The 17132-nt window shown below is 62.0% G+C and carries 17 protein-coding genes and 1 pseudogene; 8 read left to right on the plus strand and 10 right to left on the minus strand.

Features of this window, described 5'->3' with window-relative positions:
- Window positions 1-4: 4 nt before the first annotated feature.
- The 4 genes and pseudogenes from DOD19_RS18460 to DOD19_RS18475 all read left to right on the plus strand — a co-directional run.
- A complete protein-coding gene (locus DOD19_RS18460; RefSeq protein ID WP_162634389.1) occupies window positions 5-1144 on the plus strand; it encodes an efflux RND transporter periplasmic adaptor subunit in 1140 nt (379 codons plus the stop codon).
- Window positions 1144-4224 (plus strand): efflux RND transporter permease subunit, encoded by a 3081-nt coding sequence (locus DOD19_RS18465; protein WP_112187101.1) that lies wholly within the window; start codon window positions 1144-1146, stop codon window positions 4222-4224. Before DOD19_RS18460 ends, DOD19_RS18465 begins: the two co-directional genes overlap by 1 nt.
- A 6-nt stretch (window positions 4225-4230) precedes the next feature.
- Complete coding sequence (locus tag DOD19_RS18470) at window positions 4231-5052, plus strand: hypothetical protein (RefSeq protein WP_112187103.1); 822 nt, start codon at window positions 4231-4233, stop codon at window positions 5050-5052.
- 53 nt (window positions 5053-5105) lie between these two features.
- Window positions 5106-5411: pseudogene (locus DOD19_RS18475) on the plus strand (transposase); the annotation flags it as partial.
- A gap of 138 nt (window positions 5412-5549) precedes the next feature.
- On the opposite strand, the gene DOD19_RS18480 reads toward DOD19_RS18475, so the two are convergent.
- The 10 genes from DOD19_RS18480 to DOD19_RS18525 all read right to left on the minus strand — a co-directional run bounded on the left by DOD19_RS18480 (window position 5550) and on the right by DOD19_RS18525 (window position 13008).
- Complete coding sequence (locus DOD19_RS18480) at window positions 5550-5972, minus strand: hypothetical protein (RefSeq protein ID WP_112187107.1); 423 nt, start codon at window positions 5970-5972, stop codon at window positions 5550-5552.
- A gap of 29 nt (window positions 5973-6001) precedes the next feature.
- Window positions 6002-6784 (minus strand): hypothetical protein, encoded by a 783-nt coding sequence (locus tag DOD19_RS18485; RefSeq protein ID WP_239498035.1) that lies wholly within the window; start codon window positions 6782-6784, stop codon window positions 6002-6004.
- Between the two features lie 886 nt (window positions 6785-7670).
- Window positions 7671-7976 carry a DUF1330 domain-containing protein gene (locus tag DOD19_RS18490; protein ID WP_239498036.1) on the minus strand — a complete coding sequence of 102 codons (306 nt, stop codon included), beginning with the start codon at window positions 7974-7976 and terminating at the stop codon, window positions 7671-7673.
- Between the two features lie 152 nt (window positions 7977-8128).
- Entirely contained in the window at window positions 8129-8776 is a 648-nt protein-coding gene (locus DOD19_RS18495; RefSeq protein ID WP_112187244.1) for a carboxymuconolactone decarboxylase family protein, read from the minus strand.
- Between the two features lie 109 nt (window positions 8777-8885).
- Window positions 8886-9314, minus strand: coding sequence for a putative quinol monooxygenase (locus tag DOD19_RS18500; RefSeq protein WP_239498037.1), 429 nt, complete (start codon window positions 9312-9314; stop codon window positions 8886-8888).
- Window positions 9315-9334: 20 nt separating this feature from the next.
- Entirely contained in the window at window positions 9335-10333 is a 999-nt protein-coding gene (locus DOD19_RS18505; protein ID WP_112187114.1) for an amidohydrolase family protein, read from the minus strand.
- Window position 10334: 1 nt separating this feature from the next.
- Window positions 10335-11024, minus strand: a complete 690-nt coding sequence (locus DOD19_RS18510) for a type 1 glutamine amidotransferase domain-containing protein (RefSeq protein ID WP_112187116.1) — start codon at window positions 11022-11024, stop codon at window positions 10335-10337.
- Window positions 11021-12085 carry an NAD(P)-dependent alcohol dehydrogenase gene (locus DOD19_RS18515; protein WP_112187118.1) on the minus strand — a complete coding sequence of 355 codons (1065 nt, stop codon included), beginning with the start codon at window positions 12083-12085 and terminating at the stop codon, window positions 11021-11023. The genes DOD19_RS18510 and DOD19_RS18515 overlap by 4 nt, the downstream gene beginning before the upstream one ends.
- 20 nt (window positions 12086-12105) lie before the next feature.
- Window positions 12106-12405: a superoxide dismutase gene (locus DOD19_RS18520; RefSeq protein ID WP_112187120.1), complete on the minus strand. Its 300-nt coding sequence runs from the start codon at window positions 12403-12405 to the stop codon at window positions 12106-12108.
- Between the two features lie 33 nt (window positions 12406-12438).
- Window positions 12439-13008 carry a flavodoxin family protein gene (locus DOD19_RS18525; protein WP_112187246.1) on the minus strand — a complete coding sequence of 190 codons (570 nt, stop codon included), beginning with the start codon at window positions 13006-13008 and terminating at the stop codon, window positions 12439-12441.
- Between the two features lie 216 nt (window positions 13009-13224).
- Here DOD19_RS18525 and DOD19_RS18530 point away from each other — a divergent pair, with 216 nt between their 5' ends.
- The 4 genes from DOD19_RS18530 to DOD19_RS18545 all read left to right on the plus strand — a co-directional run bounded on the left by DOD19_RS18530 (window position 13225) and on the right by DOD19_RS18545 (window position 16412).
- A complete protein-coding gene (locus DOD19_RS18530) occupies window positions 13225-14235 on the plus strand; it encodes a LysR family transcriptional regulator (protein WP_112187122.1) in 1011 nt (336 codons plus the stop codon).
- 148 nt (window positions 14236-14383) lie between these two features.
- Window positions 14384-14752, plus strand: coding sequence for an antibiotic biosynthesis monooxygenase family protein (locus DOD19_RS18535; protein ID WP_112187125.1), 369 nt, complete (start codon window positions 14384-14386; stop codon window positions 14750-14752).
- A gap of 20 nt (window positions 14753-14772) precedes the next feature.
- Window positions 14773-15705: an NAD(P)-dependent alcohol dehydrogenase gene (locus DOD19_RS18540; RefSeq protein ID WP_112187128.1), complete on the plus strand. Its 933-nt coding sequence runs from the start codon at window positions 14773-14775 to the stop codon at window positions 15703-15705.
- 20 nt (window positions 15706-15725) lie between these two features.
- On the plus strand, window positions 15726-16412 hold the full coding sequence (locus DOD19_RS18545; protein ID WP_275426888.1) for a YafY family protein: 687 nt from the start codon (window positions 15726-15728) through the stop codon (window positions 16410-16412).
- The last annotated feature ends 720 nt before the right edge of the window (window positions 16413-17132 follow it).

Here is a 17132-nt window from a genome sequence, read left to right on the forward strand (position 1 = left end):
AACCATGACGCTAAACAAGCCCTGGATGTTGCGTGGCGCGTTCGCTCTGGGAGCCATAGGGCTGGTGATCGTGTTGATGCAGGTCACGCTCTTCGGCAAGAAATCCGATGCGGCAAAAACATCCGCCAAGCCGTTGCCATTGGTCAGCGTGGTACGGGCCGAGGCGCGCGACTTGCCCGTCAAGCTGTCCGCGCACGGGCACGTGGTACCGCTCAATCAGGTCGACGTGCGTCCCCAGGTGGGCGGAACGGTGCGCGGCATCCACTTTCGGGAGGGCGATGAAGTCAAGGCGGGGCAACTGCTGTTCACGATCGACTCGAGCGATGTGATCGCGCAGCTGGAGCGCACCCAGGCCAGCGCGGCGCAGATCGAGGCGCAGGTTGACGAGGCGGAACGCGACCTCGCTCGCATCAAGCAACTAGCCAAGCTGCGCTATTACTCGACCAGCGCGGTCGACACCAGCACCAGCAAGCTCGAGTCTTTGAAGGCGCAGCACAAGGCCGTCCAGGCGGAAGTCGCAAGCTCCAGGCTGCAGGTGGAGCGCACGCGCATTGCGGCCCCCATGGCCGGGCTGACCGGCGCGCTTGCGGTGCACCCCGGGAGCCTCGCGCAGACGACGGCTGCGGTGCCGCTGGTCACGGTGGTGCAGATCGACCCAATCGGCGTGGAGTTCTCGCTACCGGAATCGCAACTGGCGCGGTTGCTGGACGCGCGCGCCGCCGGTACCGTCCGCATCGAATTGCAGACGCCGGACGGCAACCGACTGCCCGGCTCGCTCGTCTTCGTCAACAACACCGTCAATACCGACAGCGGCACGATCACGCTCAAGGCGTCGTTTCCGAATGGCGCGCGCTCGCTCTGGCCAGGTGCTTACGTGGAGCTTGTCATCGACGCGGGAGTCAGCCGTGGCGCGATTGTGCTGCCGCCGCAAGCCCTGCTCGAAGGGCCGCAGGGCCGCTTCGTCTATGTGCTCGATCAGGACAACAAGGCGCAGGTGCGGCCAGTGGAGTTGCTCCGCCTGCAGGAGCAGATGGCGGTGGTCGACGGCCTCAACGGCGGTGAGCGCGTCGTTGCCGAGGGGCATGCTGGCCTCAAGCCTGGCGCCGCAGTGCGCATTGCGGCACGTACAGGCAAGGACGCGTGATGCGGCTATCCGAGGCTTGCCTGCAGCGTCCCATCGCTACCATGCTGTTCTGGATCAGCGTGCTCGTCGCGGGCGTGGTCTGTTGGATGCAGCTACCGATCTCGGCCCTGCCGCAGTACGACACGCCCACGCTGGAAGTCAGCGCCAAGCTGCCCGGTGCGAGCCCGCAGAACATGGCCGCCTCGATTGCGACGCCACTGGAGAAGCAGTTCTCGGCGATCCCCGGGCTTGTGATGACCACGTCGTCGAGCATCCAGGGCGAAACCAAGATCCAGCTGGAGTTCGACGCCAGCCGCGACATCGACTCTGCTGCCGCCGATGTGCAGGCCGCGCTGTTCCGCGCCACGCGCTCCCTGCCGAGCGAGCTGCCAGCACCGCCTTCGTACAAGAAGGTGAATCCTGCCGACATGCCAATCCTGCTTGTCGGCCTGAGTTCACCGGCGCTGTCCTTGTCAGACCTCAACGCCTATAGCGACAACGTCGTGGTGCCGGCGCTGTCAGCGATCAAGGGCGTCGCGCAAGTGCAGGTCACGGGGCAAAAGCGCTATGCCGTGCGCATTCAGGCCGACCCCGCGCGGCTGTCCGCACTGGACCTGACGCTGGCGGAACTGGCCGCCGCGCTGAAGAACGCGAACTCCAACGCGCCCATCGGCCAGCTCGACAACCAGCGCCAGATGCTGACGGTGCAGATCAGCGGTAACCTGCGGCACGCGGCTGATTTCGCCCAGATCGTGGTAGCGAATCGCCAGGGTCGTGTCCTGCGCTTGAGCGATGTGGCTGACGTGCGTGACAGCATCGAGAACGTGCAGAACGTCAGCACGCTTGACGGCAAGCCGTCGATCCTGTTGTCGGTGCAGCGTCAACCGGATGCCAACACGGTGGCGGTGGTCGATGCTGTGCGTGTTCTTCTGCCGAAGCTCAAGGCCGCGCTGCCGGCATCTGTCTCGATCGAGACGCGTGGCGACCGCTCGGCGTCGATCCGCGAGGCCATCCACGACGTCAACCTCACGATGCTGTTGACGATCGCGCTGGTCGTGATGGTGATGCTGCTCTTCCTGCGGCGGGTCGCGATCACGCTGGTGCCTGCGGTGAGCGTGCCGCTGTCCTTGTTCGGCACCTTCGGGCTGATGGCAGCGTGCGGCCTGAGCCTGGACAGCATTTCGCTGATGGGGCTGACGATTGCGGTGGGCCTTGTCGTCGACGATGCGATCGTCGTGCTCGAAGCGATCATCCGCCAGATCGAAGAGGGCATGACGCCACGCGAAGCCGCGGCGGCCGGCGTGAAGGAAGTGGGCTTCACGGTGATGTCGATCTCGATCTCGCTGGTGGCGGTCTTCATTCCGATCTTCTTCATGCCCGGCACGATCGGGCGGCTGTTTCACGAGTTCGCGATTGTCGTGTCGCTGGCGATCCTGGTGTCGGCAGCGGTGGCGTTGACGTTGATCCCCTTGCTGGTGCCGCTGGTGATGCGTATGCCGGGCACGCATAGTGAAAGCGGGCGCTGGAGCCGCCCCTTCGAAATCGGGTTCGATCGTTGCGCCGCGGGGTATGCGCGTGTGCTCGACGTCGCATTGCGGCACCGCACCGTCGTGCTTGCCATCGGCGTGGCAACCGTTGCGGTGACAGCCTGGCTTTACGTGAGCGCGCCAAAGGGTTTCTTCCCCCGCGAAGACATCGGGCAGTTGATCGCAAACATCGACGCCCCGCAGGACATGTCGTTTGCCGGCCGGCTTGCAGTGATGCGGCAGATCGAAAAGGTCATCCTCAGCGACGCCAATGTGGCCGGCGTAACGACCAAGGTGGATCACGACACGACGCAGCTCGTGATCGACTTGAAGGATCGCAACCAGCGGCCATCGCTAGACGAAGTGCTTGCGCAGCTGCGTCAGTCCACATCGTTCCTGCCCAGTATCCGTGTGTACTTCAGCCCGGTGCAGAACCTGCGCGTTGGCGGGCGCACCTCCAAGAGCACGTATGAGTACACGCTGCAGTCGGTCGGTGCGAATGAGCTTGACGTCTGGGCCGGCAAGCTGGTGGAAGCACTACGGCACTCCAATGTGCTGGTTGGCGTGAACAGTGACTACCAGAAGAACGGTCTCGAAGCGCAGTTGCAAGTCGATCGGGAAAAGGCGGCGCAGCTTGGCATCGACATGGCGACACTGCGCAACACGCTGTATGGCGCTTTCGGCAGCCGCCAGGTCTCGACCATCTATGCTCCCGAAGACAGCTACCAGGTGATCCTGGAAGTCGTCGACGCGAAGCGGCGGGACGAGAACGACCTGCTGGCGATCGAGGTGCGCAGCGCAACCGGCAAGACCGTGCCACTGAGCGCGTTCGCCACCGTCACGCGTGGCAAGGGCGTGATTGCCGTGAATCACCAGGCGCAGTTGCCGGCTGTAACGCTGTCATTCGAGCTGGCCGCCGGCAAGTCATTGTCCGACGCTGCTGTCGCAATCGCTTCCGCACAGCAGGCGTTGAAGATGCCGGCCACCGTCTTCGGTGCGTTTGGTGGGCAGGCAGCACTGTTCCAGCAATCGCAGACGACGCAGCTTTGGCTGATCGTGATTGCCGTTGCCGTCATCTACGTGATCCTCGGCATGCTGTACGAGAGCTGGATTTATCCGGTGACGATCCTTCTCGGGATTCCCTCTGCTGCGCTCGGCGCGCTGCTTGCGCTGCGATTCGCGGGGATGGAGGTCAGCTTCATCGCCATGGTCGGCATCCTGCTGTTGATCGGCATCGTGAAGAAGAACGCCATCATGATGATCGACTATGCGATCGGGGTCCGCCGCGATGAGGGCCTAGACGCGGAAGACGCCATCCGCAAGGCCTGCCAGCTGCGCTTCCGTCCGATCATGATGACGACGCTGTGCGCGTTGATGGGCGTGCTGCCCATCGCCCTTGGCATCGGTGCCGGGGCTGAGTTGCGCCAGCCACTCGGCGTCTCGATCGTGGGTGGCCTGCTGCTCTCGCAACTGATCACGCTGTTCATCACCCCGGTGCTGTACCTCTGGTTCGACTCGCTTGGCGAGTCGCGCGCGCGACCGACGCCGATGTCCGCGATTGCTCCCCAATCCTGAGCGGATATGCACCCATTTCTTTCAACCAAAGAAGAGACGTTTATGCACAAGCCATTTCCGGGCAGCGCGAGGGCGCGCCTGCGCCGCACCGCGCGCTGGTTGGCGCTGATCGCGGCTGCCACAATTGCAGGACCGGTGTTGGCTCAGGGCGGACCGCCCATGGTGACCGACGATCCGGAAACACCAGGCGACGGCCATTGGGAAATAAACCTTGGCGCGATTGCAACTCGTACACATGGGCGCCTCGAGGTGGCGGCGCCGGACGCCGACATCAACTACGGTTGGGGCGACCACATCCAGCTCAAGGCCGACGTGCCGTGGGTGTTTGCCCGCGATGATGGCCAGCGCTGGAAGTCAGGGTTGGGCAGCGGCAACTTCGGCGTGAAATGGCGCTTTATCGATCAGGAGCAGGCGGGTTTCTCGATGTCGACCTACCCTCAGTACACCCGCAGCATGCTGGACGGTTCCATCCGTCGCGGCGTTACCGGTGGCGGGCACGAGTTCTTTCTACCGCTTGAACTTGCGGCCGATATCGGCGGCTTTGGGGTCTCTACAGAGGTGGGCCGCAACTTCGTTTCCGGTGGTGGAGACAGCCAGTGGATTGCCGGCATCGTAGCCGGTCATGCTTGCGGTGAAGGGCGCGAGTGCATTGCCGAGGTGCGCCAGACTCAGGCGCCCGGCACACACCTCACGTTGTTGAACCTTGGCATGCATTGGAAGATCAACGACACCTACACACTGCTCGGCGCAGTCGGGCGCGAGTTCGGAACGTCTTCCGATGAACGGCGACAAGTCCTGGTCTATGTGGGCGTTCAGATCGTCCGATAGGGTGTTTGACGTCGGTCCTCCGTTCAACACTTGCCTGACAGGCAGGTAGAGGGATGGACCAAACGCTGATCGACGACCAGCTATGGGCGTCGATCGAATCGCTTTTGCCACCTGCAAAGCCGCGGCGCTTTCGCTATCCGGGGCGCAAACCGCTGCCTGACCGCATTGTGCTGACAGGCATCCTGTTCGTGCTGAAGACCGGTATACGGTGGAACCAACTGCCGGCCGAGATGGGGTGCGGGTCGGGTGTAAGTTGCTGGCGTCGGTTGCGCGAGTGGCAACAGACTGGCGTGTGGGATCGACTACACGATGCCCTGCTGGGGCACTTGAACGTTGCCGAGCGTGTCGATTTTTCGAGGGTGGATCGTGGCGTCTTACCGGCGCGGATGATCGCGTCACGCCAGCCGCGTTGAGTGACCGATCGCTGCCGCGGCGACGGTCGCCGGACACCGCTTCGCTCATCGACCAGGGCCCTGCACGGGGCCCTTCATCGAGGCTCAACCGAGCGAATTGAAGGTCTTGAGCAATGCCGCCATGGCTGCGTTGCATTCGGTGGAATCTTGCGGATCAGCCCGCAGTGCCGTCAATGCACGGTCGATCGCGTTATCCATGAGGTGCCAATCGTCTGGAGCCCTGGGTTTCAAGCCGGCTTCAGCCGCGTCCCAGGCGACTTCGAGATCTTTGACGCGGGTCTTGGCGGCCGCCAAGTTTCCCTCATCCACGAAGTTGGCGACGTCGGCGGCGATGATTCGGAACGAGGTCAAGTCCCCCAGTTTTGACGCTGTGTGAATTGCGGAGGGTGTTCCTGCACCCGTTGCGTTCGCGTCGGTCGACTTCGAGCACCCTGTGCCAAGGACCAGGAAAATCACAGTAGCCGCAGCAGCGGCGGAGCGGGGAATTGGACAATTAGCATGGCGCATGAGCTTTTCCTTGAAAGTGGCAGGGCGGGTTATTCGGTAGCTTGAGCGTTTCTGACGCGGGTTACGTTGAGCTGGGCGGCGGCCACCAGCACTGCGATTACCGTCAGAAAGAGGGCGCTGGTCCAGGGCGCTCCCATACCGAGGCCACCGTAGATTCGTGCCTGTGTCAGCAGGTCGCCGAGCGCTGCTCCGAAGGGGCGAGTCAGGATGTAGGCAATCCAGAAAATGAGTACAACGTTCCCGCCAAGACGCCATGCCACATAGGTAGTGGCAATCAATGCGCCGAAGGATACGGAGCCCCAGGCGAAGCCGAGCCCCAAGGCTTCGGTTGCCAAATCGCCGGCGGCGGTGCCGAGTGCAAAGGTGCAAAGGACGGCGCCCCAATACAAGAGCTCCCTCCTGCGCGTGACAATGTCCTGTATAGACAGCGTGCGCTCTATCCGATACCAGGCGCCAAATATGCCGACAAGTAAGATGGCGAAGAACGCGGTGCTGAAATAAAGGCTGACACCTAGGCCGTCGGTCAGCAGATCCGTGATCTGGGTGCCGACCACGCTCACCAGAACAACGGATAACCAATAAACCCACGGGGTATAGCGCTTCGTGCGCAACTGCACTATCAGAGCCACAGCCAGCAGCATCCCCATAATCAAACGGGTTACACCTTGACCCAGCCCGGCGTTAACCGCGAGGAAGTCGGCCGTAGTTTCTCCGACGGTAGTGGATAGGATCTTGATCACCCAGAACGAGAAGGTGACATCAGGAACCTTGCTAAGCCATTGCTTGGGTTGGGATGTTCTGAGCGCATTCACGAGATATGTCTCCCGCTGGTCTGTTCCGTTAGGAGCAGTCTGAATGGCAAAACATAGATGAGACATAGGGCGGACGCTCGTCACTCAGATACAGCATTGACCTCGTCAGATCAGTGATCGGTGTCGATTTATGCGAGCAGGATCGATTCTTCGCGCCTGGCGGGCACCAAAAAATCAGCCAAAAACGCTTCGCGTACATCGAACTCTACGTTCGCGCTTGTAATACCAACGTTGAAAGTCACCTGCGTGGGAGAGTAAGCGTGCAACGCGGGGATGTTGTGTGAACGTGCAGCGGAAGTAGCGGACACCGAGAGGGCACTTCGGCCGGGGGATGAGCGGGCTGTATTCAGCTAGATCGTCAACCCAAGTTGGTTGGTTATGATTCTTTGATCCGTTGTTTTTTACCGCGAGTCAGAAGTTAGCTCGAACATCGCCCAGGGCATCCACTCGGGAGCGGTATGACGTCGAGCAACACAGTCACGACAGGTGCTTAAGCGCCGGCGAGCGGAGAGAGCGCTATCGCCATCGGTCAGCGCACGTGAAGGGGAGCAGTAAGGCTTGATAGGTATCGCCAACGCGGTGATTGACGATTTTTCTAACGCCAGTTGGTGCTAGCCGCGATCACCGAGACGGGTTCGAATTCTTGACACTGACACCGTCCGCGCCAACAACGTATTGACGGTCGGCAGCGATGTAACCATCCCGATAGACGGGGATGGCGGAATGTAGTTCGGCATCAGATCAACGACAGCTGAATCTGGTTCAGGAGACGTTTGAGAGGGGCAGCGCTTGCCGTGAAATCGGATACAGCTTTTGCATGATGGTCGCACCGGTGCCGTTCATCGTGTGAGGGCAACAGGCGATTCGGCCCGTCGATGAGCGCATATCAGCCGTTGACTGCGGGAACGCCTTCAGTGATGTAGACGCGCGAATTCCCCGCACGCTGGCGAATCGGCTTAAGTGCCTCATAGGCAGGCGATCGATACCACGCCTGAGCGCGCTCCAGGCTGTCGAACTCGATGATGACGACCACGCTTTTGGGCGCGGACCCCTCCAACGCCTCCAATGCGCCCCCGCGGGCAATAAAACGTCCACCGAACGGCTTCAGCGTGGACTCCACACGCTCGCTATACGGCTTGATGGCCCCTGGTACAGTCGGCTCAAATTCTGCAATGTAGTAGGCGCGAGGCAAGTCTGGCTTCTCCGTCCGCGTTTGGCCGTGCAATGGTGCGGCAAGCAGAATGGCCAACGCACCTAGCGTACGCATGCCTACCGGAATGGCTAGGGATCTCACCGTCGGTTCTCCGTGTTGGTTGGCGATTGCCCGGCGCTTCAATAACGACCTTACTGCTGTAAATGCACCTGCAGCGCGGCTTGGGCGCGTTGGCTGGCATCGGTGCTGACCGTGTCCGCGAGGACCTGTGCTACGTGCCGCAACTGCTGGGCGGAGACGCCTACATTCATGCTCAGGCGCATGTGAGCCTGCAACTGGGGCTCCACGTCTGACATGGCTGCCAGTGCGGCGACCGTGGCGATCTCACGGTCTTTCCAGTCGAGGTTGTCGCGGGCAAAGATGTCCCCGAACAGATGGGTTTTCAAATACTGGTCGATGGCCGGGGCAAAGTCGAACAAAGCACCTTTGACCGGCGCGCCTGCGAGCTTGGTCTGGTTGGCGGTTCCAGCGGCCAGAAGCGCCGCGCCCTGGGGGACCGGGCCAGCGTCACGGCCGAGCGCATCTTCGATGCCCTGGTCCTTGCGAGCCTGTAGCACATGCATGAGCTCGGAGAGCGCATTGAGGCTCCGCGGGAACCCAGCGTAGGCGTACATCTGTACCAAAATTTCCTTGCAGTCGCTCACGGTTAGCCCAGCATCTAGCCCACGGATCAAGGCGGCATTCAGGCCGGGCATATCGCCAATGGCGGCGTGAGCCGCGATCGGGACGATGGCCTGTTGTCGAGGCTGCAGGGCAGTTTCGTTGGTTTCGGTCGTCATGGGGATGAGGGGATCGTCGGGGGGATGAGGGAGCGTTGCTGCATCAGCGCCCATGCTCTTCACGCCGAGCGCCAGTGCCAATGTCAGGATGCTGGTATGCGCCACGCCGTCACTCGCCAGGTGGCTGCCAGTAGGCCTTCGCGCCCAGCACAACAGGGTCGACATCCAGGAATGTGCGAGAGGTCACCATGGTCTGTGTGGCTTCAAAGAAGCTGCGGAAATGGGGTGTCTCGCGGTGGGCCGCGTAGGTCGCTTCGTCCTTATACATCTCGAAGACGAGAAACCGGTTCGGCTGCGTCTTTATCGCGACTGCGTACAGGGCATAGACGCCGGGTTCCAGGCGTACGGAGGTGGACACGCTCTGCTTAAGCACGGTTTTGAAATCCGCCAAACGCTGGGGATCGACTTCGAGCTGCGCAATGCGCACGTACGGCCCGCCGGCGCTTTGGGGGTGGTCAGTCGCGGTCCACAGACCTGGGTTTTGCATGGCGGCGTCTCCCGATTGTGGGTGGGGTGTCTGTGCGGCGGCGATCTGCATGGCAGAGCACCCCAGCCAGATCAAAGCGATGCGCAGCCACAAGGCCGGCCCCGTTGTGTGAGTCTGTCCCAATTGGCATGCGCGAATTTCCGCTTGTCTTCGTCGCCAAGCGGCAGCGTTTCGACAAAGCGCCGAGCATCCGCACCGGGGCGGTACTGGTATGGGAAATCGGTCGAAAACAGAATCCGGTCGGGCCCCACCAGTTCGATCGCCTGGCGCAGGTACGCCGCGCTGAACATACCGCTGGCGGTCAGATACAGGTGGTCCCGCACGTATTCGGCAAACGGGCGCTGCACGGTCGATACCCGATCGAGCATGGTCAGGCGCTCCAGATAGAACATCACGAGTTCGCCCCAATGGCCGAGGATCACCTGCAGACGCGGATGCCGGTCAAACACACCCGACATGACCATGCGCACAAACTGCATGCCGGCTTCGTAGTGCCATCCGATGCCGAAGGTCGACAACGCGAGATCCATCGGCGCACCCAGGCCCGCGTAGTAAGCGTTGCGCACGCCGGCCTGCGGAATTTGCGGATGGATCAGCAATGGCACGCCGAGTGCTGCTGCGCAGGCGAACGTCGACTCGAACATCGCGTGGTCGAGGTTCTTCTCACCGACGCGGCCGTAGAGGATGGCACCCTTGCAACCGAGCTGTTCGACACTGCGCGTCAGCTCTTGCGCGGCGTCTTCGCCATCGGCAAAGGGCAAGACGGCCAGCGCCTGAAAGCGCGACGGATTGGCTGCAACAGTCTGCGCCAGGAGATCGTTCACGCGTCGTGCCAGCTCGATGCCGTAATGCCCGAGGTTGTTCAGCCCCGGCGTGGTGAGCGAGAGCACTTGCACGTCGACGCCGGTTTCGTCCATGAGCGCTAACCGCTGCTCGGCCAGGTCGGCGAGCCGCTCGCCAACCTGGCCGCCATTCAGGGCGAGCGTGCCATCGTCGCCACCGGGAAGCGTGCTCCACGCCTTCCGTACGGCCTCGGGCAACACATGCTCTTCGATGGCGATGATTTTCATGTCAGGCCGTGCCTGTCAGTTGCTTGACCAGCGCCTCACCAACACCGTGCGCCGATGCGGGGTTCTGCCCGGTGATCAAGCGGCCGTCCACGACCACGTTGGCCGTCCAGTTGGGGGCGGGCTGATGCAGCGCGCCACGCTGCTTGAGTGTCGTTGCCAGCAGGTAGGGAACGACGTTGGTGTACTTAACCTCGGCCTCTTCCTCGTCGGTGAAGGCGGCGACCTTCTTGCCGGCAACGAGATGGCTGCCGTCCGAGAGCGTTGCGTTGACCAGTGCCGCTGGCCCATGGCAGACGGCCGACACGATGCCGCCGGCCTCGTAGATGGTGCGAATCGCGTGCTGCACAGCAGCGCTATCGGCAAAGTCCCACATGGTGCCATGGCCGCCTGCGAAGAACACAGCTGAGTAACGCGAAGGGTCGACCTCGCCAAGCACGAGGGAATGCGCAAGCGCCTCCCGGAACGTTGCGTCATGCCAGAAACGATCGTTGACTGGATCGCTGAGGTCGAAGAAGTCGATGGGCGGGTGACCACCGCGGATCGATGCGATTTCGGTGGGAATGCCGGCCTCACGAAAAACCGCCAGCGGGTGCGTCAGCTCCACCATGGCAAAGCCGGTGGGCTCACCGCTGTCGCCGCGAATCGGGTGGCTGGTGACAACGCACAGAATGGGCTTGATGGTCGCGCTCATGTAGCGGCTCCTGAATGTTTGAGAGAGGCCATGTCGATGACGAAGCGATATTTCACGTCGCTCTTCACCAGGCGCTCATACGCTTCGTCGATCTGTTGGATGGCAATGACTTCAACGTCGGAGACGATGCCGTGCTGCCCGCAGAAGTCGAGCATCTGCTGGGTTTCCGGCACGCCGCCAATGAAGGAGCCGGAAATGGCACGGCGGCCACGCACAACGCCTCCGGCATTCACCGGTGTGCCGAGCGGGCCCAGGTAGCCCACCAGAACCAGCACGCCTTCGAGCGCCAGCGTCGGCATATAGGGGTTGACGTCGTGGTCGTAGGGCACCGTGTCGATAATCACGTCGAACCGGTTCGCCACGGCGGCCATCTGGGCGGGATCGGTCGATAGCACGACGTGATCGGCGCCAAGCCGGAAGGCGTCCTCTTCCTTACCCGGCGAACGCGTGAACAGCGAAACATCGGCGCCGAGCGCCTTGGCGAGCTTCAACGCCATGTGACCCAGTCCGCCCAGGCCAATCACCGCGACCTTGCTGCCTGCGCCCACGTTCCAGCGATGCAGGGGCGACCACGTGGTGATGCCGGCGCACAGGAGCGGCGCCGCTCCGGCCGGGTCCAGTCCATCCGGAACAGAGAGCACAAACTTGTCGCGGACGACGATCGAATCCGAATAGCCGCCGTAGGTGACGGAACCGTCATGCCGGTCGATGCCGTTGTAGGTGAAGGTGGGGCCCTCTGCGCAGTCCTGCTCCCAGCCTTTCAGGCACGGCTGGCAGTGCTGGCACGAATCGACCATGCAGCCGACTCCAACCATGTCTCCGGCCTTGAAGCGAGTCACCTCGCTACCCACCTGCTGGACCCTGCCGATGATCTCGTGGCCCGGCACGATCGGATACGTTGTGAAGCCGCCGTGGTTTCGCGCCAGGTGCAGATCGGTATGGCACACCCCGCAGAACAGGATGTCGATAACAACATCATCCGCGCGGGGCGCTCGGCGCTCGAATACGAAGGGCGCGAGCCCGCTGGTGGCCGATGATGCGGCGTAGCCTGAAACGTTCATGGGGGGCTCCGAAGGAAAGGTCAGGAATTGCCCGGTGCGAAGAGCAGTTGCCAGCCCGTGAAGGGGCCGAGCGGGATCACGTCCCAGCCGATGAGGCCGGCCTTGGCGAGCGGAAATTCGTTCAGCGCGGCGCGTGCGGCTTCAACCGAGTCGGCCTCGGCAATCAGGGCAACGCCCGGGCGGTCTTGACGGAAGTAGAAGTCGCGCACGATGCCGCCGGTGTACAGCTTCCAGGCATGGCGGGTTTCGTCCTGCATGTGCGGTTGGTATTGCTCCAGGGTGGCGCCGGGGTGCGGAATGTCGAGGCAGAGGAATTTCATGGGAAGAGGTTCCTGTGGATATGCGGTTTGGTATCAGGCCGGCTGTAGCCGGCGCAGCGTCTCGGCCACGCGCTGCCCGAGGTAGGCGGCGGTGTCGAGGTCACTCTGGATGGGGGTATCGTCGGGGCCCTGGTCGCCATTGGATTGCGCCATCGCGCCGAGCCAACTTCCCAGGCGGTTGAGGTCATGCACCGTGCCCCGGCTGCTGTCGTTGCCAGGCTTCAGGTCCAGCCCCACCCACAACATGCCGTGCTGTGCAGCAAACAGCGCCATTGAGATCAGCGAGTGCAGCTTGTCACCGTTCTGCGCCCCCGAGTTGGTGAAGCCGGCTGCGACCTTGTTGCGCCACTTCATGTCGATCCAGGCTCGCTTGGTGGAGTCTTCACAGAACTGCTTGAAGCGCGCGCTGGGGGCACCGTTGTAGGTGGGCGCGCCAAAGATGATGGCGTCGCTCGTTTCGAGCGTGTCCCACGGGATATTGCTTTCCGCGACGGGGATCAACCGCGCCACGGCGCCAGTGACACGGCGCACACCATCCGCCACGCTGTTGGCTTGCCGCGCGGTGTGCCCGTAGCCGCTGTCATACACGATCGAAATCTGCATCGGCATGTTGTTGAGGACGAAGAGGACATGAAGAGAGGCGCCTGCAGGTGCCCCGCTTCGGGTGGTGAGACGATGCTACTGTGGAAGGGCATGCTCTAGTGGCGACGGTTTTTCCCACCTTTGTAGAACTGAGTGCTACCAAACGAGCGCTTTGAACGGTTATGGTTGGCACGCGTATGCCAAAGGCGCGCATGCAATCTTTGAAGGGGGGTGTTCATGAAAACCGACATGCGCGGCCGGCTGGACGGCGTTGCCGTCTTCGTGGAAGCGGTGGAGGCTGGCGGTTTTGCGCGTGCTGCCGAACGGCTTGCACTTTCACGCTCGGCGGTGGGCAAAGCGATTGCCCGGTTGGAGACGCGCCTTGGCGTGCGGCTTTTCCACCGCACGACCCGCACCCAGAACCTGACCGAGGACGGCCAGATCTACTACGAGCGTTGCTTGCGCGCGATCGAGGAGTTGCGCGCGGCCGAATCATTGCTTGACTCCGGCAAGCAGGAAGTGGCCGGGCGTCTGCGCGTGACGATGCCGGTGCTGTTCGGCCGCTACTGTGTTGCGCCGATCCTGCTCGATTTTGCCCGTCAGCATCCCAAGCTGGAGCTGGAACTGAGCTTCAGCGACAGGCCCGTCGACATGATCGCCGAAGGTTTTGATCTGGGCATCCGCAACGGCGCGCTGGGCGAGGCTACGGGATTGTGTGCCCGCCCGCTCGCCACCCAGCCAAAAGTCTTGTGCGCGGCGCCCGCCTACCTCGAGAAGCGTGGCCAGCCGGACACGATTGAGGCGCTGGCCACCCACGATGTGCTTATTCACTGGCGGACCGGCCACCCGTATCCGTGGCTGCTGCCCGATACCGATGGCCGCCTAACTGAAGTTCGGCTTGCCTCGCGGTTGCGGTTCGATGACCTGGAGGTCACCGCCGACGCGGCGGTAGCCGGCATGGGCATCACGTGGCTGCCGCATTGGCTGGTGTGCCACCGCATTGACGCGGGCGCACTGACAGTGCTGTGGGAGGATCGACCGGCCGCTTCCATGGACACTCATGCCATTTGGCCGGCAACGGATTACATGCCGCTGCGCGTACGCCTGGCCATCGACACCTTAGTGGAGAACCTGCCGCACGCAATGGGTGTGCAGGCGCCCATCGTGCATCCGGGTTGGCAGGAGCAACAACGTGTCACGGCAGGCCCAGCATCATCCTCAGGACCGGGGAGGCGCCGTACCCGTTGAGATGGGTAAGTTCAGGGCACGCTTGCTCGCTGCACTCATGCGCGAATGATGGTGACAGAAACTGTCCTCACGGGTAGTTAGAGTGGGCTCCACCACGCTGGGAGCGTCGAAGGGCGCCTCGCGTGATGATCTCGATGAGGAGTTGAACATGCCCACATTTGAACCGCTTGATCCTGATTTTCCGGTTGCCCGGCAGGTGGAAATCGACGCAGGCCCTATTGTTATGGTCAACCTATGCACGATGGCGCCCGAGGATGAGGACGCATTTCTGGCTGCGTGGACCAGCGATGCCCGTTTCATGAAGCTTCAGCCCGGCTTCATTTCCACGCAGCTGCACCGCGCCCTCGGCGCCAACCCGACGTATTTCAATTACGCGGTTTTCGACAGCGTGGCAGCGTGGCGCGACGCCTTCAACCATCCCGAATTCCGCGAGCGCCTCCAAGCGCATCCTGCCTCTGTGATCGCGCGGCCGCACCTGTTTGAAAAGGTCGCCGTGCCAGACCTCTGCACGGCGTAACGCTTGGGATAGCCACACATATGCAACGTATTCAATACAACAGATACGGCGGGCCGGAATGCATGGTGATCGGCGCGTTCGAGCTTTCCCCTCCAGCGCCAGGGGAGGTGGCCGTCCGTGTCAAGTTCGCTGCGATCAACCCCATCGATTGGAAGCTGCGCAATGGGCAGATGAAGATCGTGACGGGCCGCGTGTTTCCGCGGGGCATGGGGATGGACTTTTCCGGAACTGTCATGGCTGTCGGCCAGGGCGTGACACGCTTTCGGTTAGGCGACCCAGTGTTCGGGCTCGCCCGCTTCAAGGAAAGCGGCGCGTTGGCGCAGGCAGTGGTCACGAAGGAAGGCTTTATTGCAAGGAAACCGGACAACGTTTCCTTCGAGCAAGCCGCGTGTCTTGGTACACCAGGGGTCACCGCGTGGAATGGCCTGAATGACAAGGCCAAGCTGAAGGCGGGGCAACGCGTTTTCATCAACGGTTGCGCCGGCGCCGTGGGCGAGGCGGCAGTGCAGATCGCTAGGCTTTTTGGCGCGGAAGTCTGGGGCCGTTGCAGCGCGCGCGATATGGACCGCGCCAGGGCGTTGGGTGTGCACCGTGTCTACGACTATCGGGCCACGAGGCTGTCGGACATCGGCGAGCGTTTTGATGTTGTGTACGACACGTCCGCCACAATGCCCGTGTCCGAAGGCGTTGTGCTGGTGCGGCGCGGCGGCGTGTTTCTCGATCTGAACCCGAGCCCGGCCAAGCTGATGCGTGCGCTTGTCGACTGGCGCTTGAAGCCGGTGATTGGCTCGCCTCGGGCAGAGATTCTCGACCGAATCTCTGTGGCTGCGGCGGAGCAGCGATTCCAGATCCCGGTGGGAAACACTGTTCCGCTGAGCGGCGCCATTCAACTGATCACCGAACTCGAGGCCGGGCGGAAGCTCGGCGGAAAAGGTCTCGTGGCCATGGAGTGAATGTGTCGAGAAGCCATCGGTTGTTTGATCTGATGCAAGTGCTACGCCGGCACCGACGCACGGTGTCGGGGCAAACGCTCGCGCGCGAGTTGGGCGTGTCGCTTCGCACAATCCGCCGCGATGTGGCGACGCTCCAGGGTATTGGCGCCGATATCGACGCCGAACCCGGGGTGGGGTACCTCCTGCGGCCGGGCTTTGTTCTGCCGCCACTGTCGTTCACTGAAGAAGAGATACAGGCCTTAGTGATCGGCGCGCAGTGGGTCAGCCGTCAAACAGATGACGCCCTCGCCCGTGCCATCAAAAACGCGCTCGCCAAGATCTATGCCGTTCTGCCACAGGAGATGCGGGTGGCCTTTGATGACGACACGGTATACGTTGGACACCCGCAAAGGCTCGTCGTGCCGGTGGACCTGAGTGCGCTCAGGCGCGCGCTCCGGGAGCAGCGCAAGGTCCGCATCAACTTGCGCGATGCACTCGCTCGGATTCCAGAGCAAATTATCTGGCCGATCATGCTTGGCTTTGTCGATGGAAGACGATTCATTGCGGCCTGGTGCGAATCGGATGGCGAATATCGTGTGATCGGCTTGGACGATATCGTCACGGCAGAAGTTCTCGTCGATCGTTACACGCAAAGTCGGCACCAACTCGTGAAGGGGTGGCGCAGCCGGGAGATGCGGCCGTGTAATGGCCAGGGCGAAGTTTGCTGAGGGTTTAACGTTTCGAAACTCAGTTAGGACGTTTCGAGGGTATTGGCAGACGCTCGAGCACGTACCGACCGAGGGGACGCTTTGATCTGCTGGTCCGATGCGTGCAACGGGACAGCGCGATGTCATCCTGCTCCCGAAGTTCATGCACCAATACTTGCTTGCTGCAAGCGTTTCAGACGACGGCGCTGGACGACGCCTGTGGCGCAGAGTTGGAACGTGCCCGATGCACGGTAGGACACGTTCTCGCCAGCATGATCCAAGCGGGGCGGGATAGTGTCGTTCGAACTGAGCCGAGGCAATCTTTCTTCCTTGGCATGGGCTCGAAATAGGTTTTACGAATGCTGCGCCGCAGCATCACTCGATATGACAGTTGTAGGCGCCCATGCTCACGATCTCTGATTAGTTTCGGATACGCCTCGCCCCGTCAGGCTTTGCGGGTCGCCGTCGCAGCTTGTATCCGGAACTAATCAAGCGCTGTATCCGCAACTAATCGATCGTTTCATCACTTGAGGCTCTCGATTAGTTCCGGATACACGCTGTTGATTGGTTCCGGATACTGGCCTGTCTAGTGGCTTTCCAGGTCGAGCAGCGGTACCTCGACAGCGCCAGGGAATCGAGATTTTGCGTCTGCAGGGGCGACGTGTGAGGTATTGATTAGTTTCGGATACGGCGATCGCCAGGGTTCCTTGTGGCGCACATGAAGACCTTTCCAGGATTCTG

It is taken from the genome of Ralstonia sp. GX3-BWBA (assembly GCF_003290055.1).
GTDB classification, from domain to species: Bacteria; Pseudomonadota; Gammaproteobacteria; order Burkholderiales; family Burkholderiaceae; genus Ralstonia; species Ralstonia holmesii.